The organism is Mycobacterium ulcerans subsp. shinshuense, from assembly GCF_002355775.1.
Taxonomy (GTDB): domain Bacteria; phylum Actinomycetota; class Actinomycetes; order Mycobacteriales; family Mycobacteriaceae; genus Mycobacterium; species Mycobacterium marinum.
The window spans coordinates 252,410-274,724 of sequence record NZ_AP017624.1; the positions used below are offsets into that span (position 1 = coordinate 252,410).

Consider the following 22,315-nt stretch of genomic DNA (forward strand, 5'->3'; position numbering starts at 1 on the left):
TGCGGGGCTTGCTCACGCCTTGTGCGCGGTGAGCAAGTAGGCCGGAAACTTCATCCGACCCTTCTCGTCTCGTTGGTGCGGCGGAAACTCGATTGGCGATCCAGCTGGCAGCGGCGGGATGACCGGCACGTTGGCGTGGATGAATGCCGGCCGGATCTCGTCGATCTCCCAGTACTTGCCCACCGCGGCCCGCAGCTCGTCCTCGTCGACCTCACTGGGCTTGGTCTCCAACGCGGCCGGGAAGGCGCCCTTGGCGAACACCAGCACGAAATAGCTGGCCCCGGGGGCCGCGGCGCGGTGCACCGATTTCAGGTAATCGTCGCGCCCCGACACCGGCAGCGAGTGAAACAGGGTGCTGTCGATCACCGTGGCGAATCGGCCGGCGGAGCCGGCCGGATAGGCGTTGAAGTCGGTGATGTCGGCCTGCACGAAACTGGTGTTGCCCAATCCGCGTTCGGCCGCGGCCTTGGTAGCCGCCGCGATGGCGGTGGGTGTGATGTCGATGCCCACCACCGTGTACCCCTCGGCGGCCAGTGCCAGCGACAACTCGGCGTACCCACAGCCGGCATCGAGCACGTCGCTGTGGATCTTTCCGGCCGCGATCAACGCCGCCAGTTCGGGCTGTGGTTCACCGATATTCCACGGCGGCGGACCCTCGAACGCCCCTTGCTGCTGGTATGCGTCGTCCCAGTCCATCACCGGAGAAGTCATGATTGCCAACCTACTCGCGCTCTATCGGCCAGCTATGTACCGGCTCGTTGGCATGCATGTGTTCGCAATAGCGGCGCAGCATTTCGGCCAGCGCATCATCGCGGTTCATCCCCCGGTCCTGCAGCGCGGCCACGGTGGCCACCTGCCAGCTCGCTCCGTTGCGGCGGCTCTCGGCGCGGGCTTCGATGACGCCCAAGAACCGCTCCCGCACCTCGTCGGCGACACCGGATCGCTGCAGTCCTTCATGTGCCATCGGCAGCAACGTGCCCAACACCAGTTGCTGTGTCGTCACCTCACCCAATCCCGGCCAGTGCAGCCGGGCGTCGATCCCATAGCGGGCCGCGGTCAAGAAACTGTCTTGTGCGGTAGCAAAACTCATCTTGGTCCACGGTTGGGGGTCGGCCTCGGCCAAGGTGCGCAGCGCACCGTAGTAGAACGCCGAATTGGCCAGCATGTCGATGACGGTCGGTCCGGCGGGCAACACGCGGTTCTCCAACCGCAGATGTGGCCGCCCGTCGGCGACGTCATACACCGGCCGATTCCAGCGGTAGACCGTGCCGTTGTGCAGGCGCAATTCGGCCAGTTGCGGGGCCCGGCCGGCCGCAAGCTCGGCGACCGGACCCTCGTCGGACACCTCGGGCAGCAGCGACGGAAAGTAGCGGACGTTCTCCTTGAACAAGTCAAGGATCGAGGTGATCCACTGTTCCCCGAACCACACCGGGGGCGCACCCCCTGCGTCTTGAGCTCCTCCGGCCGGGTGTCGGTGGATTGGGTAAAAACCTCGATCCGCGTCTCCGCCCACAGCTGGTGGCCGAAAAAATAGGGTGAATTGGCGCCCAGCGCCAGCTGCGGCCCGGCCAGCATCTGGGCCGCATTCCAGTTGGGCGCGAAATCGTCGGGCGACACCTGCAGATGCAATTGCATACTGGTGCAAGCGGATTCGGGGGCAATGGATGCCGCCCGCCAGCTCAATGGCTCCGGGCCCGAGATATTGATCGGGATGTCCTCGCCGCGGGCATCGAAGATGGAGTCGTTGAGTGCGCTGTAGCGGGTCGATTCGCTCATCCAGTCTTGCGCGAAGTGCCGGGGCATCAGCGTGGGCAGAATGCCGATCATCACGATGTGGGCGCCGCCGGAGTTCGCCTTCTGCTCGGCAGCGTTGAGGCTGGCCCTTACCTCCTTTTCCAGCTGCAGGCCGGTATCGCCGGGAAGCGGCCGGGGCGGCACATTGAACTCGATATTGAACGCGCCCAATTCGGTTTGATAGGCCGGGTCGGCGATCGCGTCCAGCACATACCGATTCGACATGGCGGGCTGATAGTCGCCGTCGACCAGGTTGCACTCGATCTCCATGCCGGTGAGCGCTTCGTCGTCATCGAAGCCGCTCTGTGCCAGCATCGTCTCGACGACGTCGACACATAGTTGCAGTTTGCGCCGGTATTTCCGCCGGTGTGCGCGGTCATACGTGGTGCGCTTGACCTCTTCGCCCACTAGGCCGATGCAACCGGTTTAGCGTCTGCAGCGCAAGTGTCAGCCCGTTTACCACCGGTCTTCGGCCGGGCCGAGGCCCCGATAGACCATCATGGACGATTACATCCAGTGTTCGATGTCACCCGAGGAGAGCAGTGGCCGATTCCCCCGACTTTGTAGCAGCCATCGACCAGGGCACCACCAGCACTCGCTGCATGATCTTCGACCACCAAGGCGCCGAGATCGCCCGTCACCAACTCGAGCACGAGCAGATCCTGCCCCGCGCCGGCTGGGTGGAACACAACCCGGTGGAAATCTGGGAACGCACCGCCTCGGTGCTGATGTCGGTGCTCAACGCCACCGATTTGTCGCCGAAAAATATTGCCGCACTGGGAATCACGAATCAACGTGAAACCACGCTGGTGTGGAACAAGCGAACCGGCAGGCCCTACTACAACGCGATCGTCTGGCAGGACACCCGCACCGATCGCATCGCCTCAGCGCTAGACCGTGACGGTCGCGGTGACGTGATCCGCCGCAAAGCGGGATTGCCCCCGGCGACCTATTTTTCGGGCGGCAAGCTGCAGTGGATTCTGGCGAACGTCGACGGGGTGCGCGCCGCCGCCGAACGCGGTGATGCCCTCTTCGGTACCCCGGACACCTGGGTGCTGTGGAACTTGACCGGCGGCCCGCGCGGCGGCGTGCACGTCACCGATGTGACCAACGCCAGCCGGACCATGCTGATGAACCTGGAAACCCTGGACTGGGACGACGAGCTGCTGTCATTCTTTTCCATCCCCCGCGCGATGCTGCCCGCGATCGAGCTGTCGTCGCCGCTGCAGCCCTACGGCATCACCCAGGACACCGGTCCGGTCGGCGGTGAGGTACCCATCACCGGCATGCTCGGCGACCAGCACGCGGCCATGGTCGGCCAGGTGTGTCTGGACGCGGGCGAGGCGAAAAACACCTACGGCACCGGCAACTTTCTCCTGCTGAACACCGGCGAGACCATCGTGCGATCCAGCAACGGCCTGCTGACCACCCTGTGCTACCAATTCGGCGATGCCAAACCCGTGTACGCGCTGGAAGGGTCGATAGCCGTAACCGGCTCCGCGGTGCAGTGGCTACGCGATCAGTTGGGCATCATCAGTGGCGCCTCGCAGAGCGAGGCGCTGGCCCGGCAGGTCTCCGACAACGGCGGGGTGTACTTCGTGCCGGCATTCTCGGGCCTGTTCGCACCGTATTGGCGCTCCGATGCGCGCGGGGCGATCGTGGGGCTGTCGCGGTTCAACAACAACGCCCACTTGGCTCGCGCGACGCTGGAAGCGATCTGCTACCAGAGCCGCGATGTGGTGGACGCCATGGAAGCCGACTCGGGCGTGCGACTCGAGGTGCTCAAGGTCGACGGCGGCATCACCAGCAATGACTTGTGCATGCAGATCCAGGCCGACGTGCTCGGGGTGGACGTGGTGCGGCCGGTGGTCGCCGAGACCACCGCGCTGGGCGCCGCCTATGCGGCGGGGCTGGCCGTCGGTTTCTGGGCCGATCCGTCGGACCTGCGGGCCAACTGGCAAGAGGACAAGCGCTGGACGCCGCAGTGGACCGATGACCAGCGCGCCGCCGGATATGCCGGTTGGCGCAAGGCCGTGCAGCGGACCATGGACTGGGTCGACGTGTCCTAGCGGCCGGTTACGGCGAGCCGTCGAGCCCGTCTTGGCCAATCAGCGCTCCGCCGGTGCCGCCGCCGCCGGGACTGCCCGGGGTGCCGCCGCTGCCGCCGTTGCCACCGTCACCGGTCAATCCGGCGTTGCCGCCGGCCCCACCGGCCCCGCCGCTGTCGGCGCCGCCGACGTAGTCGCCCTCGCCACCGGTGCCTCCGCTGCCGCCGTTGCCTGACAACTGCCCACTGGTGCCGCCCGCCCCGCCTTGGCCTCCGGCACCGGTAAAGCTGATTCCGCCGGCACCGCCGGCTCCGCCGCCGCCCAGCAACACGGCGTTGCCCCCGGTCCCGCCGGTCCCGCCGGCCGTGGACCCGAATCCGCCGAACCCGCCGGCGCCGGCGTCGGAGAACACCAGCCCGGCACTGCCGCCGGTCCCGCCGGCCCCGCCGATTCCGCTGTAGCCGGATCCGCCGTTCCCGCCGCCGCCGCCGCTGCCGAACAACGTCCCGGCGTTGCCGCCGGACCCACCGTTGCCCCCGGGTCCGCTGGTGTTGTAGCCGCCCGCCCCACCGGTCCCGCCCGGTCCGCCGAGCAGGCCGGCATCGCCGCCGGCCCCACCGTTACCGGGGGTGCCGCCAAAGCCGGCCCCGCCGTTGCCGCCGGCGCCACCGCCGGCACCGACCAGCCCGCCGACCAGCCCGCCGCTTCCTCCGGCTCCGCCGTCGCCCCCGTCGTTGAACCCGGCCCCACCGACCCCACCGGCGCCGCCGGCGCTCAATAGTCCGCCGGCCCCACCGGTTCCGCCGGTACCTACCGAAGCGCCGCCGCCTCCGCCGCTTCCGCCGGCTCCGCCGCCTCCGCCGGCTCCGCCGCCTCCGCCGTCACCGAGTAGCCAGCCGCCGGCTCCGCCGGCCCCTCCGGTCCCGCCCGCGCCACCCGCGAGGCGCGCGCCCGCCCCGCCCGTACCGCCGGTGCCCAGCAAACCGGCGGCGCCGCCGTCGCCGAGTAGCCAGCCGCCGGGTGCGCCGTCGGTCCCGCTTCCGGCCGCACCCGGGGTGCCGTTGCCGATCAGTGGGCGCCCGGTGAGCGCCTGGGTGGGCTCGTTGATCACGCCGAGGGCTTGTTGCTGCAGGTTGTGTAGTGCCGAAGTGCTTGCCGGTGCGTTGAAGCCGTCCAGTCCCAGCAGCAGGCCGCTGATCCCGCCGGCGCCCGTGCTGCCGGTACTCAGGCCGGTGCCGCCGGTGCCGGCGTTGCCGCCGTTGCCGATCAGCACGCCGTTGCCGCCGTTGCCGCCGGCTCCACCGACGCCCGCACCGAAACCGAAGCTCTCGCCACCGGCGCAACCGGCGCCGCCGTTGCCGATCACCAGGCCGGCCCGGCCCCCGGCCCCGCCGTCGCCGGCGCCGACGCCACCGACTCCGCCGACCCCACCGTTGCCGAACAGCCCGGCGTTGCCGCCGGCTCCTCCGGCACCTCCGACGTCGTTGAGGGCGACGGCCGCGCCGCCCGCCCCGCCGGCCCCGCCGCTGCCGAACAGCAGCCCGGCATTGCCGCCGGCCCCGCCGGTGCCCCCACTGTCAGACATGTCGGTGCCGCCTGTTCCGCCGGTCCCGCCGGCCCCGCCTCGGCTGTATGCGTCGGTGCCGCCGGCCCCACCGTTGCCGCCAGTACCGGCGATCAGTCCGCCCGCCCCGCCAGCGCCGCCGGCGCCGCCCTCGTGATTGACGCCGGTCCCGCCGGCACCACCGTCGCCGCCGCCGGCGCCGAGAAACCCGGCCAACGCCCCGCCGGCGCCACCGGCGCCACCGGCCCCACCGCTCGCATTGACACCGGCGCCGCCGGCCCCGCCGAGCCCGCCGCCGCCGAAGAGCCCGCCGGCCCCGCCAACACCTCCGGCGCCGCCGGCGCTGCTGGAGCTGCCGCCGGCCCCACCGACCCCGCCCGGGCCGAATAGCCATCCGCCGGCGCCACCCGCGCCGCCGGTGCCGCCGGCGCCACCCGTTGAGCTGCCGCCGGCCCCGCCGGCGCCACCGGCGCCGATCAGCCCGGCCGCCCCGCCGGCCCCGCCGGCGGAACCCGCGGCGCCCGACCCGCCGGCCCCGTCGTTACCGATCAGCCAGCCGCCAGGCGCCCCATCGGTACCCAGGCCAGGGGTCCCATTGGCGCCGTTGCCGATCAAGGGACGGCCGGTCAACGCCGCAATGGGCTCGTTCACCGCGGCGAGCAATCCGGCGCTGCTGGCCTCCGCTCCGGAATAGGCGCCCGCGCCTGCGGACAGCGCTTGGGCCAACCGGGTATGGAATTCCAGAGCCCGCGCGCTGAGCACCTGATAGCCCTGGCCGTGGCTGGAGAGCACGGTCGCGATAGCCGCGGACACCTCGTCCTCGGCTGCCGCCACGATCTGCGTGGTTTGAGAGGCCGCGGCCGTGCTGGCCGCGCTGAGCGTTGAGCGCAGCGCGGCCAGGTCCGTGGCCGCGGCCTCGATGATCTCGGGAACCGCCATCACGTAGGACAAGTGAATCCCTCCCCAAACGGGCGCACGACCTAACTGGCGCCCAATCATTCGCGTTACAGTCAGCGAATCAGACGTAATCCGATCTGGGTTGGGAATCCCGGTTTTCATAGATGTTTGCGATATTTAAGTTGATTGAGTAACCAACCGGATGGTAGTGATCACTCCTCGCCGAGAATGCCGTAGATCTCCCGGCGCGCGTTGTTGATGATGTCGATGACGCGTTGCTGCTGCTCGGGGCTGGCGGCGTGGGCCGTTTGCATAACCGCGCCGATCAGCTGGCGCATCGCCGTGCGCAGGTTGATGTGTGCCGGGGCGACACCTTCGGCGATTTCATCCCACGGTGGGGTTTCGATCTTGTCGGCGGCCTCGCGTCCCTGTTCGGTCAGCTCGAAAAGTTTCTTGCTGCCATCGGATGCGCTGGCCGCGATCAGGCCCTCGTCATCGAGCAACTGCAGGGTGGGATACACCGAGCCGGGGCTGGGGCGCCACAGGCCGTTGCTGCGGTCGGCGATCCGCTGGATCATCTCGTAGCCGTGCATGGGCTGTTCGCTCAACAGCACCAAGATGGCCGCGCGCACGTCACCGCGCCGTCCACGGCCGGGGCCGCCGCGGCGCCCACCGCCTCGTGCGGCACCGGGGCCGAAGCCGAAACCGAGCCCGGGGCCAAAGCCGGGGCCGAACCCGCCGCCGAACGCGAGCGGTCCGTCATGGTCGGCGTCGTGGTCGCGGAGGTGTTCGAAGAATTCGCGCCGGGCGTGCCGCCTGGCGCTGTGTAGGGCACGCCGCTGTGCCGGTCCGGGTCCGAAGCCGAACCCGGGTCGCGGGCCGAACGGTCCGCCGGGGGGTGTGAACAGGTTGTTCATGTTGTGTTCCTTACGTGTCTTTTGGAAGGTCGCCACGATGGACGACTGGTATATCGAATACACATCACGATATATCGGGATCGAACGTAAGACAATGCCCGGATCGGCCGGTCGATCTGGATTGCGCGCGTCGTCAGCTCGGTGGCGAGAACCCGCCGCCGACGGGGCCCTGCGGCGGGCTCGGGGCCGGGTTGGGTGCGAACGGGGGCTGGATTAGGGGCTGGGGCGCGGGCTGGCCGGGCCACCAGACCGGAGCCGGCGGGGTCTGCGGCGGCCATCCCGGGGGTGCGCCTGCTCCCGCGGGGCGCAGCCGGGCCAGCTCGCGGCGGTGTCGCTCGGCGAGTACCGCGGCAAGCACGAGCTGTGGAGGCGTGCCCGGAGGCGGTGGTGGGGCGATGTGGGACAGCACGTCCCCGGCGATGCGATAGGCCATCTGGTGGCGCAACCGCAGATCCAGTTGTGGCGCTCGGGAAAGGAATTGGCGCGCGACCTCGGCCTGGCCCGCGCTGAGGCCGGAGAGCTGCAGCGACGATGCCCACCAGGCCAGGGTCGGTGGCATGGCCGGCGGTGGCGCCAGCCGGGGGCCGCGCTCGCTGACGACGATTGTGCCGGCGAAGATGTCACCGACACGTTTGGCTTTCGGCGATAGCATGCTGCAGATCACGGCCGGGCTGCCCAGCAGCATCCAGATCTCCACCACCGCCGCCAGCGCGCGAAACAGTGCCTGGCGGAAGCGTTCTGGGCCGCCGTCATCGGACACCACGCGTAGGCCCATGGCAATCTTGCCCAACGAACGGCCCCGGGTCGCCGTCTCCATGATCACGGGATAACTGACGAGCATCAGCACCGTGAAGATGATCAGGAACGCGATGGTCAATGCTTCGTCGAGTTCGCTCAGCGAGGCTGCCCACAGCGTCAACCCCATGATGTAGCCGATGAACATCACGGTCATGTCGATGATCGCGCTCACCGCGCGTACCGGCAGCTGGGCGATCTGCACGTCCAGCACCACCGCGTCCCCGGTTACCACCTCCGACATACCTGGGAACGGTACAGGCAGCCCGATCCCGCGGGATGGCTGCCGGTGTCGCGCCGGATGCCCGCCGTGACCTGGGCGAACCCCCGGCGGGATAGGCTGCGCAGGTGGATGTCGACGCGTTCTTGCTGACCCACCGCGCCACCTGGGACCGGCTCGACCACCTAGTCAAAAAACGTCGCTCGCTGACCGGCGCCGAGATCGATGAACTCGTTGAGCTCTATCAGCGGGTATCCACGCACCTGTCGATACTGCGGTCGGTGTCGTCGGATCCGTTGGTGACCGGCCGGCTCCCGAGTCTGGTTGCGCGTGCCCGCGCCGCGGTCACCGGTGCGCACTCGCCGCTGAGCAGCACGTTTGTTCGGTTCTGGACGGTGTCCTTACCGGTGGTGGCCTACCGTGCCTGGCGCTGGTGGTTGGCGACGGCGGTGGCATTCTTCGCGGTGGCGGCGCTCGTCGGGTTCTGGGTTGCCGGTAGCCCCGAGGTGCAGTCCGTCATCGGAACCCCCGCTGAGATCCACGAATTGGTCACCCACGACGTCGAGTCCTACTACAGCGACCACCCCGCGACCGCGTTTGCGCTGCAGGTCTGGGTGAACAACTCCTGGGTGGCCGCCAAGTGCATTGCGATGTCGGTGGTGTTGGGGGTGCCCATCCCGCTGGTGCTGTTTCAGAATGCGGCAAACGTGGGAATGATCGCGGGCCTGATGTTTGCGGCCGGCAAGGGCGGGGTGCTGTTGGGCCTGCTGATTCCGCACGGATTGCTGGAGTTGACGGCGGTCTTCCTGGCCGGTGCGGTTGGGATGCGGCTGGGCTGGTCGGTGATTGCGCCCGGCGACCGGCCGCGCGGGCAGGTTCTTGCCGAGCAGGGCCGCGGGGTGGTGTCGGTTGCCGTGGGTCTGGTGGGTGTGCTGCTGGTATCCGGGCTGATTGAGGCCATGGTGACGCCGGCGCCGTTGCCGACCTTCGTCCGGATCGCCATCGGCGTCATGGCCGAGGCGGCGTTCTTGGGCTACATCGTCTACTTCGGCCGCCGCGCGGCCAAAGCCGGAGAGACCGGTGATATCGAGGACGCACCCGACGTGGTGCCCACCAGCTGAACCCCTACAGCCGGCCGGTCGCTTTCATCGCCAGGTAGCGATCGGCGAGTGCCGGCGCAATTTCGGTGGGCGGCGCGTCGACGACCTCCACGCCGCTGCGGCGCAGGCGAGCGGCGATTGTGCCCCGGTCATTTCGGGCGCGTTCGGCGGCGGCCGCGTCATACACTGCCGCCGCGTCGGAACGCCCGATGGCCAGTTGATCGACCCGAGGGTCGGCGACCGCGGCCACCACGACCTGATGTTTGGCCGATAGCTGCGGCAGCACCGGCAGCAGGCCTTCGTCGAGGGCCGTCGCGTTGAGGTCGGTCAGCAACACCACCAAGGAGCGCCGGCGAGTCCGCCGCGCAATCGTGGCAACCATTGACCGCCAGTCGGATTCGACCAGCGCCGGCTGCAGCGGGGCCATCGCGTCGACCAGCTGGGCCAACAGTTCGGTGCGCGATGCGCCGAACACCGCCGCGCGGCTCACCCGGTCATGGGCGAGGAAGTCGACGTGATCGCCGGCGCGCGACGCCAGTGCGGCCAACAGCAGCGCGGCATCCATGGACCAATCCAGTCGCGGCCACCCCGCGGGATCGGCGTCGGTCGGGTCCACGCCAACCCGGCCCGCCGCCATGCGCCCGGTGTCGAGCACCAGCACCACGCGTCGATCGCGCTCCGGGCGCCAGGTGCGGACCATGACGTCGGCGCGGCGTGCGGAGGCGCGCCAGTCGATCGACCGCACGTCATCGCCGACGACGTATTCACGCAGCGAATCGAATTCGGTGCCCTGCCCGCGGATCAGCGTGGGCAACAATCCGTCGATCTCACGCAGCTTGGCCAGCCGCGACGGCAGGTGTTTACGGGACAGGAACGGCGGCAGCACCCGGACCTGGCCCGGCACCACCTGGGAACGCTGCCGCCCGGCCAGGCCCAGCGGCCCGATCGAGCGGGCTGTGACGGCGGCGCAGTGTTGGTCACCGCGGCGCACCGGTTGCAGCGCGGTGTTCACCTGCTGGCGCTCACCGGCGGCGATATTGATCGGGTGGGTGCGGGGCTGGGCACGCGCACTGGGCGGCCAGGCGTCGCGGACCAGGCCGCGAAACCGGCGGCGCCCCACATTGTGGATCACCAGGGCGGCATCGGCGGGCTGGCCCAACCGGATCGAGCTGTTTGCGCCGCGCGTGTAGCTCAACTTGCGGGGGCTGGCCGCCAGCGCGACGTCGATGGCCACCGCCACCGCCAATGCCAGCAGCAGCATTCCGAAAGCCCGTGGCGGCCAGGGGGACAGCGCGATCGGCAGCACGCCGATCAGCGCCATCAGTCCGGTTCGTCCGGTCAGGATCACTAGCGGGGCACCGGAACCGAGGCCAGAATTCCGGCTAGGACCCCGTCGGGGGTGGCGCCTTCGAGCTCGGCCTCCGGGCGCAACATGATCCGGTGGCGCAACGTCGGGCGAGCCATGGCCTTCACGTCATCGGGGGTCACGTAGTTGCGTCCGGATAGCCACGCCCAAGATCGGGCGGTGCCCAGCAGTGCGGTCGCGCCACGCGGTGACACACCCAGTTGTAGGGCGGGGGAGGACCTGGTGGCTCCCACGATGTCCACGATGTAGCCCAGCACCTCGTCGGCGATCAGCACCCGGCTGACGGCCTCGCGCCCGGCGGCCAGCTCGGCCGGGCCGGCCACCGGTTTGATCGCGGACAGGTCGCGGGGATCGAAGCCGTGTGCGTGGCGGCCGAGAATGGCGATCTCGGACTCCCGCGAGGGCAGACCCACGTTCAGCTTCAGCAGAAAACGGTCGAGCTGGGCTTCGGGCAGCTGATAGGTGCCCTCGTATTCGATGGGGTTCTGCGTCGCGGCCACGATGAACGGGTCCGGCAGCGGCTTGGCCTGGCCCTCCACACTGACTTGGCGCTCTTCCATCGCCTCCAACAGCGCCGCCTGCGTCTTGGGCGGGGTGCGGTTGATCTCGTCGGCGAGCATCAGATTGGTGAACACCGGGCCAGGGCGGAAGGCGAACTCCGCACTGTGCGCGTCGTAGACCAGGGAACCGGTGACGTCGCCGGGCATCAAGTCGGGAGTGAACTGCACCCGCTTGAATTCCAGCTGCAGTGCGGCGGCCAGGGCGCGGACCATCAGCGTCTTCGCCACCCCGGGGACGCCTTCCAGGAGCACGTGGCCCCGGCACAGCAGCGCGATCACCAAGCCGCTGATCACCCCCTCCTGGCCGACCACGGCCTTGGCGATCTCGGCACGTAATCCCAGCAATGCTTCGCGGGCCGGATCCGTGGTCGGGGACTGGGTGGGAGCCGGATGTGTCACGAGTGAGTGACCTGCCTTTCGATGTCGTCGAGTGCGCGGGCAAGCTGCAGTAGATCGTGGTCGTCCGCCGGTGGGGGGCCAAACAGGTGATACCAGACGTATCCCGCGTCGGCGCCGCTGCGCTGGGCAACGGTGATCGCGACCGCTTGCGGGTCCGCGCTGGAGCCGATGCCGAGTCGGGGTAGTAGCCGCTGCAATGTCGCGGTGCGCAGCGCATCCGCGGCGCGATCGCGGGCCCGACGGGACCGGTACAGCCGGCCGCGCCCCTCGACCGTCTCCGATGCCCGCACCACCACGGGCATCTCCTCGGCCACCAGGGGGCCCATCCGGCGGCCCTTCCACAGCGCCACCAAGATCACGGCCAGCCACAGCTGCCAGACGATCCAGCTGACGTTGGCCGGGATGAGATCGGAAAGCGAACTGGGAGATGATGTTTCACCCTCGACGAGGTGAGGTGCGTACCAGATGAGACGGGGCCGGGCGCCCGCCAGGTTCATCGCCAGCGCCGCATTGCCCTGCTCCAGCAATCCGTCGTTGGTCATGAAGTGATTGCTGCCCACCACGGTGACGGTTCGCCCGACGTCCTGGTAGCGAACCAATGCCCCGCCGTAGCAACTGATCATCGCGAGTTCGCCCTTGCCCCGATACGCGTCGCTCGGCCCAAAACGCACCGTGCCGGCTCGATCAGCTTCACGCAGTGGGCAATCTGGCCGGATGGCGAGCGTCTCTGCGGCACCGACGCGCAGCTTCGGCGTCAGCACCCTGCGGGTGCGCGCCGTGGGTTCCACCAGCAAGAGGTCGCCGGGGACGCGTGAGAGCCGGTTGAGTAGGGCGTTGTTGGCCAGATACTGGGTTTGCGCCACCAGTAGCAGCGTGTCGGCGCGGGCGGCGTTCTCGACGTCGGCGACGGTGTTGGCGACCACCACCTCGACCCCACCTTCGCGCAGCAATGTCACCAGCGCACGAGCACCCGAGCCGCTGGTCGATTCCGGGTCCATCGTGCCGCCGGGGCGCGGCGCGGTCAGGTAGGTGGCAATCGAGGCGATGACGGTGACCGCGGCCAGGGTGAGCAGCACGCCACGCCATGGTTTGCGTTTCCGGCTGGGGGTGTGCGCCGACTCGGCGCGTGCGGGCATCACCGGACCTGCGCCCAGGAGTCGCTGGGGGCGGGTCGCCCCACGCTCGGCGATGCGGTGGAACGTGAGCGCAAGTGGTCGTCGAGGTCGGCGATCAGCTGGTAGGCGGCTTCGGTGCCGGGCCGCTCACCGTAGGTCACGTCATTGAAGGCGGCCGCCGCCTGCGCCAATTCGCCGGCCAGATACGGCAACACATCGCCGGCATCGTTGGCCAACTCGTTGGCGGTGCGCCCGGGCGCGGGGTTGAGCACACCGGTCTCCTCCAATTCGCGGGCGACCGCGCGCAGCCGGTGCCGGATCGCCGCGGCCCAATTGCCGTCGGCGGCATAACCTTGCGCCGTGGCCCGGTGCTGGGCGGCGGTGAGTTGGCCGGCATCGAAGAGCTGGTAATCGCCGCCGCGATTGGTACGTAGGGTGCGACGTGCGATGTTGATCGCGACAACCACGGCGATCACCAGCAGGATTACCAATACGGTGATGGTGAACCAGCCGCCGGACACCGACGAGCCCTTCTCCAGCAGCCGATACAGCAACTCGTTGATCCAGTCGTTGAGATGCTGGGACAACGAACTCTTGGGATAGATGGGTTTATCGAGTTCGCGCTGTGCGGCCTGGTGCGCGGCATCGCGGTCGATGTCGATGGAAGGCACTGTCCGTCCTCACGAGTCCATTAGAGCGGCCGGGTGAGCCAGAGGGTGTCGGTGGACTCCACGGCGGCGGGGCCGCCGGCGGCCCCGGTTTGCAGAACCAGATCGAATGCCTCGGCCCGCATCCGCCGGTCGGTGTAAAGCAGCACGACAACCCCGGCGGTGAATGGCGCGGTAATGATCTGGCTGATCGCCGAGCCGATGGACGACAGGGTCATGCCCACCAGAAACATACCGGTGGAACCCTCGCTCGCGGTGGCGCCCAGCAGTATCTGGCCGACGATGCCAAACGGCGCCGAGATCGCGCCACCAACCAGGCCGACCACGATCGCGGTCAGCAGTCGGATGCCCAGAACCCGCCAGAAGCCGCCGGTTACCAGCGCAAACGATCTCGTGATCGCGTCGACCAGCGGCAGCCTCTCCAGCACGATCAGCACGGGCGCGAACATCAGCACCGTGTACAGGTAGGCCACCAGCAACCCGACCAGCAGCACCAGCGGGAAGCCCAGCAGTGCCGCGGTCGCTCCGTTGGCGGCGGCGGCCACCCCGACCAGGATGACGACCACCAGGCCCGCGAGCGCAACGAGTCCGGCGCCTTCCAGCAGCGCCAGGCCGATCAGCGCCAGGATCCGCCCACGGACCCTGGCCCAGGCTTCGCTGATGGTGATCGGCGACCCGAATACGGCCCGCCCGACGACGACGGTGAGTATTCCGCTGAGCAGCATGCCACCCAACCAGCTCACCAGCAGGCCGGCCGCCGCGGAGCCGGTCCACGCGCCCACCACGCCCCAGCTCAGTTCGGACGGGTGAGTGTCGAAGCGACTGGCGGCTTCCAGCGGGCCGATCGTGGCGAGCAATGTGATGACCTGCATGACCACCACGACGATGGCGGTCAGGCCGAGCGTCGCTTTCGGATTGGCCCGGATGTAGCCGACCGCGCCGTTGAAGATGTCGCTCAACGTCAAGGGGCGCAGCGGGATGATCCCGGGTTTTACGGCGCCGGGAACCAGCGGCGGCCCGTAGCCCGGAGGCGGCGGCCCGTAGCCGGGCGGTGGCCCGTAACCGGGGGGCGGCCCGTAGCCGGGTGGTGGTCCGTAGGCGGGTGGTGGTCCGTAGGCCGGCGGTGGGTCGGCATACCCCGATGGCGGGTAGCCGGCTGCTTCGTACCCGGGAGCTCCCGAATTCGGCTCGACCGGATATCCCGGCGGCGGCAGCGTGCTCACCGGGTGCAGCGGCTGTCGTCGATGGTCATGTGCTCCATCCTGTCGGCGGTTGGGATAATTCTCAATGTAGGCATGTAGTGTCGGGCGCCCCGCCCATTGGCGCGTAGCGTTTCTCCCATGGCGGAACTTAAATCCCGGCTAATCCCGGCTCCGGTCGGATCTGACCAAGGCGATGAAGTCGCAGGACAAGTTGCGTACAGCGACGTTGCGTATGGTGCTGGCCGCGATTCAAACCGAGGAAGTCTCCGGCAAGCAGGCCAAAGAGCTCACCGATGACGAGGTGCTCAAGGTGCTGGCCCGCGAGTCCCGCAAACGCGGTGAGGCCGCCGAGATCTATACCCAGAACGGGCGTGGCGAGATGGCCGGCAACGAGCATGCCGAGGCACGAATCATCGACGAATACCTGCCGACTCCGCTCACCGAGGCGGAATTGGCCGATGTCGTCGACACCGCAATTGCTCAGGTGGCCGAGCAATTGGGACAACGGCCCCACATGAAGCAGATGGGGATGGTCATGAAGGTCGCCACCGAGATCGCCGAGGGCAAGGCCGACGGCGCCCGGCTCTCCACCGCGGTCAAAGAACGCCTGTAGCGCGCCTGGCTCAACTCCCGCCGCGCGCGGCCCGGCCGGTGTCGACCCGCTCGCGCTGGGGCACCACCACGTACTTGGGATCGCGGGTGGATTCCACCCCGGCCTCAAACACCCCGAACCGCTGCAGCGCACTGCCGGTGAGCAGGGCCAGGCCGCACAGCGCGACGCCAAGGCGGTTGCGGCCCGCGGCGAGCGTGCCCAGCGCCCCGCCGACGGTCAGGTATTCGGCCCACTTGCGGGTCCGGTGCGCCGGCCCTGTCGTATAGGCCTCGCCGACCAGGCCGAGCCGCCGCTCGAGCAGCCGCGACGCCGCCACCTCCAGCGCCGCACCCGCGACGCTCATCCGCCGTGCCGGAGCGGCTTCGGCGACCGGTGCCAGCAGCATGCCCAATCCGCCGCCGCTGGCCGCGGCCGAGCCGGTGAAGACGAAGGGCAGGTACGGATGGGCTTCGTGCCAGGCCGGGACTGCCGTCTGGGACAGCAGCACGGCGGTATAGGACGCGACACCGGGAGCCACCGCGGCCGCCGACAGGCCCGCGGGCCGGGCCAACCGGGCCAGCAGCGCGCCGAGCCAGGTGCGCCGTAGCCGCGCCGGCATCAGTTCGGCGGCCCCGGCCAGCCCGGCGCCGGGCCCGTAGGTGGCCAGGATCCAGGTCCCCACGCTCATCGGCGAACTCGGCTTGGCCACCCGCAGCATGTGGTGAAACCGTTCCGGGCGGCCCAGATCGGCGATCAGGAAGTAGGAGCCGGTCGCGATGCTGGCCAGGGCGCCGACCCTGCTCACCCGGCGCAGTGCCGGTTGGCCGTTGAGATCGGCTCCCGCGGCCAGCAGCGCCGAACCCGCCGACAGGCCTCCGGAGAACAGGTAGGCGGCGATCTTCCACTCCCAGGCGGGTGTTTTGAGTACTGGGCGCCCGTAGTAGGAACGGAATTGCGCCCGCGGCACCGCGAGCTGCTCCCGGCTGCCCCGGCCGCCCGTCATGGCCGCCCTCGCCCGGCGAACGCCGACACGGCGATGGCAACCAGGGCCGACGCCGCCATTCCGGCGTAGCGCCACATCGCCGGCGTGTCCCGGGTGGGCACCACCGGGTCCGGGGGTAACCCGTAGACCTCCGGCTCGTCAAGCAGCAGAAAGAAGGCGCCGTTGCCGCCGACCCCGTCGTTGGGGTCATGGCCGTAGAGCCGGGCTTCGGGCACCCCGCGGTCGTGTAGCTGCTCGACGCGGTGTGCGGCGCGCTCGCGCAGTTCCTCTAGCGGGCCGAACTGAATCGAGTTGGTGGGGCAGGCCTTAGCGCATGCCGGTTCCAGACCGTCGCGCAGCCGGTCGTAGCACAGCGTGCACTTCCAGGCCCGTCCGTCGCCCTCGCGCCGCTCGATGACTCCATACGGGCAGCCCGACACGCAGTAGCCCCATCCATTGCAAATATCTCGCTGCACAACGACCGTGCCGAACTCGGTGCGGAACAACGCGCCCGTCGGGCACGCGTCCAGACAACCCGCGTGGGTGCAGTGCTTGCACACATCCGAGCTCATCAACCAGCGGAAATCGGCGCGGTCCTGCGGGCCGCTCGCCTGCCCGGGCCGCTCGAACTTCGGAACCCCGAGATCTACCGGGGGGCGGGCCTGTTCGATGAATGCGAGGTGGCGCCAGGTGCTGGCCCCCAGCATCCCGGTGTTGTCGAAGGACATCCCCAACAGATTGAAGCCGTCGTCGGGAACCTCGTTCCATTCCTTGCAAGCCACCTCGCAGGCCTTGCAGCCAATGCAAATCGAGGTGTCGGTGAAGAATCCCACTCGGGGTGGATGGTCGGTGTACCCGGCGTCGCCGGCGGGATCATCGAGCGGGCCGTAGAAGCTGTTGCTGCTCATGGGATTTCCTCCGGATCCGGGTGCGCGATCCCGTCGTCGCGGGTGGTGTCCAGATGCGTGCCGGTTTCCGTGGTAATCCCGGCCCGGCGGCGGTATTCGGCGATGTAGTCCAGTAATGCCGGTCCGCGGGGGTGCCAGCCGGGCTGGACATCGCAGGTGGCGACCTTGCTCTCCTGGATGAAAACGTTGGGGTCCAAGACCACTCCGAGCAGATCGTTGACCACGTCACCTTCGACCAGCCCGGTGTATCCCCAGTGGTATGGCATCCAAACCTGTTGCACTACATGGTCTTCAATGCGCAGCGGGCGCATCCGGTCGGTGACGAACACCCGAGCGTCCACCGCGGTGCGGCTGGTGATCACGTGCGCCCAGCCCATATGGGTCAGCCCGCGCATGCGTGCCAACTCCGGTGACACCTCCATGAACAGCGCGGGCTGCAGCTCGGTGAGGTAGGGCAGCTGACGACTCATCCCCCCGGCGGTGTGGTGCTCGGTCAGCCGGGCCGCGGTGAAGACGAACGGGAACACCTCGCCGCGTGCTTCCGGTGGGGAAGGGTTGGACGGGTTGTCCTCGCGCCCGAACACGATTCGCGTCGGGTTGCCCTGCTGGGCATACAGTGCGTTGCGTACCGGCGATTCGTGCGGCTCGTAGTGCGCCGGCAGCGGGCCGTCGGCCAGGCCGCTGGGGGCGAACAGCCAGCCCTTGCCGTCGGCCTGCATGACGAAGGTGTCATCACCGCGCAGCGCCTCGACGCCGACGGCACCCTCGGGTGGGCGGTAGCCCGGCGGCTTGTGCTTTTCGAAATCGGGCACATCGTGGCCCGTCCACTCGCCCAGCTCGGCATCCCACCACACCAGCTTCTTACGCTCGCTCCACGGCCGGCCCTGCGGGTCGGCGGATGCCCGGTTGTAGAGCACCCGGCGGTTCAACGGCCAGGTCCAACCCCACTCGTTCTCATAGGGGCGCTGCTCGTCGCGCGGTTTGCGCCGCGCCGCCTGGTTCACCTCGTCGGCGTAGACACCGGAGTAGATCCAGCAACCGCAGGCGGTGCTGCCGTCGGCCTTCAGACTCGGGTAGCCGTCGATGGTCCGGCCGGTGCCCAGATCGATCCCGTTCATGTGACGCAGCACATCTGCACCGGACGGCTCGTCGCCTTCGGTGGCGTAGTCCCAGGCCAGCTGAAGCAGTGGCCGGTCGCGCTCATCGGTTGAGCCGGAGAGCTTTTCGCGCAGCTTGCGGCCCAGATGGTAGAAGAACCACAGCTCCGAGCGGGCGTCGCCGGGCGGATCGACGGCCTTCTCCCGCCACTGCAGCATCCGCTGGGTCTGGGTGAAGGTGCCCGCCTTCTCGACGTGGGAGGCCGCCGGGAAGAAGAACACCTCGGTGCGGCAGGTCTGCGGCGAGATCTCACCGGTCTCCACCTCCGGCGCCTCCTTCCAGAAGGTGGCGCTTTCGATCATCACCAGGTCACGCACCACCAGCCAGTCCAGGTTGGCCATTCCCAGCCGCTGCATGCGGCCGTGGGCGGATCCGACGGCCGGATTTTGGCCGAGCAGGAAATAGCCGAACACCTTGCCGTCGATCATGTCCATCACCGTGCGGTAGGTGCTGTGGTCGCCGTTGATCCTGGGCAGTTAGTCGAAGCAGTAGTCGTTGTCGGCGGTTGCGTGCTCGCCCCAGTACTCCTTGAGCAGGGACACCATGTACGCATCGGCGTTGTGCCAGAAGCCCTTTTGGTTTCGGCTCTTGATGTTGTCCAGGTAGTCCGACAGGGTGGCCTGGCCGGCATAGGGCATGTCCAGGTAGCCCGGCAGCAGGTTGAACAGAGTCGGCACATCCGTGGAACCCTGGATGCTCGCGTGTCCGCGCAGGGCGAATATGCCCCCGCCGGGCCGGCCGATGTTGCCCAGCAGCAGCTGGATGATCGACCCGGCGCGGATGAACTGGGCGCCCATCGAGTGCTGGGTCCACCCCACGCTGTACACCAGTGCGGTGGTGCGCTCCCGGCCGGAGTTTTCCGTCCAGGCCCGGGCTACTTGTAGGAAACTCTGGGCTGGCACCCCGCAGACCCGCTCGACCATCTCGGGGGTGTAGCGGGCGTAGTGCCGCTTGAGGATCTGGTAGACGCAGCGCGGGTGCTGCAGCGTCGGATCGGCGTGATCGCCCGGTTGGTACCGCCAGGTGGCCGGATCGTAGGAGGCGCTGGCGTGGTCGTAACCGCTGAAAAGACCGTCGAGATCCTCGGCGTCGCAGTAGTCCTCGTCGACCAGGAACGGCGCGTTGGTATAGGCGGTCACGTATTCGCGGAAGTCCAGATCGTTGGACAGGATGTAGTCGATCACCCCGCCGAGGAACGCGATGTCACTGCCGGCGCGCAGCGGCACGTGCCGGTCGGCGACCGCGCTGGTGCGAGTGAAGCGCGGGTCGATGTGGATGACCTGGGCGCCGCGTGTCTTGGCTTCTATCACCCACTGGAACCCCACCGGATGGGCTTCGGCCATGTTCGAACCCATGATGACGATGAAGTCCGAAGTGGCGAGGTTTTGCTGGTAGTCCGTCGCCCCGCCGCGACCGAAGGAGGCTCCCAGACCGGGAACCGTGGCGCTGTGTCAAATACGGGCTTGGTTCTCGATCTGCAGCACGCCCAGCGCGGTGAAGAGTTTCTTGATCAGGTAGTTCTCTTCGTTGTCCAGGGTGGCACCACCGAGGCTGGCGATTCCCAGGGTGCGGCGCAGGGTGTGCCGGTCGGCATCGAAGTCCTGCCAGCCCTTGCTGCGGGCGTCCAGCACCCGGTCGGCCACCATGTCCATGGCGGTTCCGAGGTCGAGGTCTTGCCACTCGGTGGCGTACGGCGCCGGTAGCGCACCGTGGTTTCCCGTTGCGCACCGGTGACGAGCTGCTTGCTGGCGGATCCCTTGGGGCACAGCCGCCCTCGGCTGATGGGGCTATCCGGATTGCCCTCGATCTGAACGACTTTTCCGTCCTTGACATACACCTTTTGCGCACAGCCGACCGCGCAGAACGGGCACACCGAATGCGCGACCTCGTCGGCGGATGCGGTTCGTGGTTGCAGCTGCGCGGACCGTTTGGACTGGGCGGCCTGGCCGCGCCCCAGCGGATCGGCGCCGGTGAGCTGCCGGTAGATCGGCCAGGACTGGATCAACTTGCCGACGTCCTTGTTTCGGCTCATCAGCGTCACCTTTCTCCGGCCCGGGCTCTGCTGAGACTACGCGATGGGACCCGGTGTCGCCTACCTTCGGCGGCGCTGCCAACTATCGTCCGGTTGTATTGCCGGACAGTGTGTTTGGCGCAGGCCGGCGGGCGTTCGCAGTGGTTGATCTCAACGCAAGGTGCAGCAAGGGTGCGTACTGGCGAATTATTTCATCGTGGGTCATCGAGCAGGCGGGTTCCAGGCACAGGATGTAGCGGGTCACGATCAGACCGGCAATCTGACTGCAGAACATCGAGGCGCGTTTGCGCGCGTCTGTTCCGCCGAGCTGTGCCGCGATCTTGTCGATCAGCTCGCGCTCGACCATTTCCTTCACCCGGTTTGCCAGCGCCGGATCGTGGGCGGCGCCGGCCACCAACGTCCGCAGCGATGCGCCGCTGGCCGGGTCTTCCCACAATGCCAGTAGCCCGGCCAGGACACGCTGGGGAAATGTCGTCGGGTCGCCTTTGGCGACCGCCCGATCGAGCACATCGGCGGGGTTTGCCGACAAGGCAAGAGCCTCGCCGACGAGCCCCCGTTTCGACCCGAAGTAGTAGCTGATCAGTGCGAGGTCGACGCCGGCCTCGGCCGCCACCGACCGCAGCTTCACCCCTTGGTAGCCGCCTGCTAGGAAACGTCGCCGCGCGACCTCGAGGATCTTGGCCCGCGTATCGGGCTTGCCGGCCCTGCGCCCCCTGGCCCTCGAATAATTCATCACCGTTGAAATATTACCGGCGCGCGGGTCACGGTGGGCGGATGCTCACCACGTTGCCAACCCCGCCGCAGACCCCGCTGGTTCGCAGGCCCAGGCATCAGGGTCTGGTCTTGACCGTCACCTGCCTGGCCTTGGGAACGGTGGTCGCGGCGATGGCCTCGCTGAATGTGGCGCTGCCCGATATCGCCCGGCAGACCCATGCCGACCAGACCCAGCAGGCTTGGATTGTGGACGCCTACAGCCTGGTGTTCGCATCCTTGCTGCTGCCCGCCGGCGCGGTGGGGGACCGCTACGGCAGACGGTTGGCGCTGCTGGTCGGCCTGGTTGTGTTCGGCGCCGGATCCGGGGTGGCCACCCTGACCACCGACCCCACCGCGCTGGCCGGGCTGCGTGCCTTGCTGGGAGTCGGCGCCGCGCTGATCATGCCCGCCACGCTGTCGACCATCACCAGCAGCTTTCCGGCGCAGCGACGCGCCGCTGCGGTCAGCATCTGGACCGCCGTCGCCGGTGCCAGCGGGGTGGTGGGCTTGCTCGCCTCGGGGCTGTTGTTGCAGTGGTGGTCCTGGCAGTCGATTTTTTGGCTGAACGTGGTGCTGGCCGCGGTGGCGCTGACCGGCACGCTGCTCTTTGTGCCGGAGTCGGCCGAGCGCGATCCGCTCCCGCTTGACGTGGTTGGCGCGGTGCTGGCGGCCGCGGGCATCGCGGTGCTGGTCTACGCGGTGATCGAGGCTCCGGCGTACGGCTGGACCGATCCGGTCACGGTCGGCGGTATCGCGCTGGGCCTGCTCATCCTGGCCGGTTTCGTCGTCATCGAGATGGGGCGCCGCTACCCGTTGCTCGACCCGCGGCTGTTCACCAACAGCCGCTTTGCGGCCGGCTCGCTCGCGATCACCCTGCAGTTCTTCGCGCTGTTCGGCTTTCTGTTCGTGATCATGCAGTACCTGCAATCGGTTCGTCACTACAGCGCGCTGACCGCCGCACTGGGCCTGTTGACCATGCCGATCGGGATGATTCCCAGTTCCCGGCTCAGCCCCTACCTGACGGAAAGATTCGGCATCCGGCTTCCCTGGGTCGCCGGCCTGCTCATTGTGGCGGAGGGGCTGATGGTGCTGGCGCACCTGGACAGCGCCGACCCCTACTGGCACATCGCCAGCGGATTGATCCCGCTGGGGGCCGGGCTGGGGCTGGCGATGCCTCCGGCCACGACCGCGATCACCGGCGCGCTGCCCTCGCGTCTGCAAAACGTCGGCACGGCCGTCAACGAC

14 protein-coding genes and 4 pseudogenes are annotated in these 22,315 nt (G+C 68.6%); 4 read left to right on the plus strand and 14 right to left on the minus strand.

The genetic code is table 11. The features are described 5' to 3' along the window. Positions 1–12: 12 nt before the first annotated feature. Together SHTP_RS01145 and SHTP_RS01150 are read right to left on the minus strand one after the other, a co-directional pair. Entirely contained in the window at positions 13–711 is a 699-nt protein-coding gene (locus SHTP_RS01145) for a class I SAM-dependent methyltransferase (RefSeq protein ID WP_096372253.1), read from the minus strand. A gap of 10 nt (positions 712–721) precedes the next feature. Beyond that, a pseudogene (locus SHTP_RS01150) lies at positions 722–2,202 on the minus strand (glutamate-cysteine ligase family protein). Positions 2,203–2,336: 134 nt separating this feature from the next. On the opposite strand from SHTP_RS01150, the gene glpK reads away from it, so the two are divergent. Next, the gene (glpK, locus tag SHTP_RS01155) at positions 2,337–3,863 is read left to right on the plus strand and encodes a glycerol kinase GlpK (RefSeq protein ID WP_096369530.1); all 1,527 of its coding nucleotides are present in this window, start codon (positions 2,337–2,339) and stop codon (positions 3,861–3,863) included. A gap of 7 nt (positions 3,864–3,870) precedes the next feature. Here the strand turns inward: glpK and SHTP_RS01160 are convergent, their stop codons facing one another. The 3 genes from SHTP_RS01160 to SHTP_RS01170 all read right to left on the minus strand — a co-directional run bounded on the left by SHTP_RS01160 (position 3,871) and on the right by SHTP_RS01170 (position 8,259). After that, positions 3,871–6,357: a PE family protein gene (locus SHTP_RS01160; protein WP_096369531.1), complete on the minus strand. Its 2,487-nt coding sequence runs from the start codon at positions 6,355–6,357 to the stop codon at positions 3,871–3,873. A 158-nt stretch (positions 6,358–6,515) separates the two neighbouring features. Beyond that, positions 6,516–7,220: a PadR family transcriptional regulator gene (locus tag SHTP_RS01165; RefSeq protein WP_096372254.1), complete on the minus strand. Its 705-nt coding sequence runs from the start codon at positions 7,218–7,220 to the stop codon at positions 6,516–6,518. A gap of 133 nt (positions 7,221–7,353) precedes the next feature. Next, complete coding sequence (locus SHTP_RS01170) at positions 7,354–8,259, minus strand: RDD family protein (RefSeq protein WP_096369532.1); 906 nt, start codon at positions 8,257–8,259, stop codon at positions 7,354–7,356. 104 nt (positions 8,260–8,363) lie between these two features. Here SHTP_RS01170 and SHTP_RS01175 point away from each other — a divergent pair, with 104 nt between their 5' ends. Further along, positions 8,364–9,356 (plus strand): stage II sporulation protein M, encoded by a 993-nt coding sequence (locus SHTP_RS01175; RefSeq protein WP_096369533.1) that lies wholly within the window; start codon positions 8,364–8,366, stop codon positions 9,354–9,356. 4 nt (positions 9,357–9,360) lie between these two features. On the opposite strand, the gene SHTP_RS01180 is transcribed toward SHTP_RS01175, so the two are convergent. Genes SHTP_RS01180 through SHTP_RS01200 form a run of 5 tightly spaced genes read right to left on the minus strand, consistent with a single transcriptional unit; the run spans position 9,361 to position 14,666 of the window. Next, a complete protein-coding gene (locus SHTP_RS01180; protein ID WP_011741899.1) occupies positions 9,361–10,683 on the minus strand; it encodes a DUF58 domain-containing protein in 1,323 nt (440 codons plus the stop codon). Further along, positions 10,683–11,660 (minus strand): AAA family ATPase, encoded by a 978-nt coding sequence (locus tag SHTP_RS01185; RefSeq protein ID WP_096369534.1) that lies wholly within the window; start codon positions 11,658–11,660, stop codon positions 10,683–10,685. Before SHTP_RS01185 ends, SHTP_RS01180 begins: the two co-directional genes overlap by 1 nt. Further along, positions 11,657–12,796 (minus strand): DUF4350 domain-containing protein, encoded by a 1,140-nt coding sequence (locus tag SHTP_RS01190; protein ID WP_020726868.1) that lies wholly within the window; start codon positions 12,794–12,796, stop codon positions 11,657–11,659. Before SHTP_RS01190 ends, SHTP_RS01185 begins: the two co-directional genes overlap by 4 nt. Next, positions 12,796–13,446 carry a DUF4129 domain-containing protein gene (locus SHTP_RS01195; protein WP_011741896.1) on the minus strand — a complete coding sequence of 217 codons (651 nt, stop codon included), beginning with the start codon at positions 13,444–13,446 and terminating at the stop codon, positions 12,796–12,798. The genes SHTP_RS01190 and SHTP_RS01195 overlap by 1 nt, the downstream gene beginning before the upstream one ends. Before the next feature lie 20 nt (positions 13,447–13,466). Continuing rightward, the gene (locus tag SHTP_RS01200; RefSeq protein ID WP_096369535.1) at positions 13,467–14,666 is read right to left on the minus strand and encodes a hypothetical protein; all 1,200 of its coding nucleotides are present in this window, start codon (positions 14,664–14,666) and stop codon (positions 13,467–13,469) included. Positions 14,667–14,808: 142 nt separating this feature from the next. On the opposite strand from SHTP_RS01200, the pseudogene SHTP_RS01205 reads away from it, so the two are divergent. Further along, positions 14,809–15,258: pseudogene (locus SHTP_RS01205) on the plus strand (GatB/YqeY domain-containing protein); the annotation flags it as partial. 10 nt (positions 15,259–15,268) lie between these two features. On the opposite strand, the gene nrfD reads toward SHTP_RS01205, so the two are convergent. The 4 genes and pseudogenes from nrfD to SHTP_RS01230 form a co-directional block, all read right to left on the minus strand. Beyond that, positions 15,269–16,240, minus strand: coding sequence for an NrfD/PsrC family molybdoenzyme membrane anchor subunit (nrfD, locus tag SHTP_RS01210; RefSeq protein ID WP_096369537.1), 972 nt, complete (start codon positions 16,238–16,240; stop codon positions 15,269–15,271). Then, complete coding sequence (locus SHTP_RS01215; protein ID WP_096369538.1) at positions 16,237–17,127, minus strand: 4Fe-4S dicluster domain-containing protein; 891 nt, start codon at positions 17,125–17,127, stop codon at positions 16,237–16,239. The genes nrfD and SHTP_RS01215 overlap by 4 nt, the downstream gene beginning before the upstream one ends. Continuing rightward, a pseudogene (gene fdnG, locus SHTP_RS01220) lies at positions 17,124–20,317 on the minus strand (formate dehydrogenase-N subunit alpha). The gene SHTP_RS01215 and the pseudogene fdnG overlap by 4 nt, the downstream one beginning before the upstream one ends. An 82-nt stretch (positions 20,318–20,399) precedes the next feature. Continuing rightward, the gene (locus SHTP_RS01230; RefSeq protein WP_096369539.1) at positions 20,400–21,050 is read right to left on the minus strand and encodes a TetR/AcrR family transcriptional regulator; all 651 of its coding nucleotides are present in this window, start codon (positions 21,048–21,050) and stop codon (positions 20,400–20,402) included. Positions 21,051–21,202: 152 nt separating this feature from the next. On the opposite strand from SHTP_RS01230, the pseudogene SHTP_RS01235 reads away from it, so the two are divergent. Then, positions 21,203–22,285: pseudogene (locus SHTP_RS01235) on the plus strand (MFS transporter); the annotation flags it as partial. Positions 22,286–22,315: the final 30 nt, after the last annotated feature.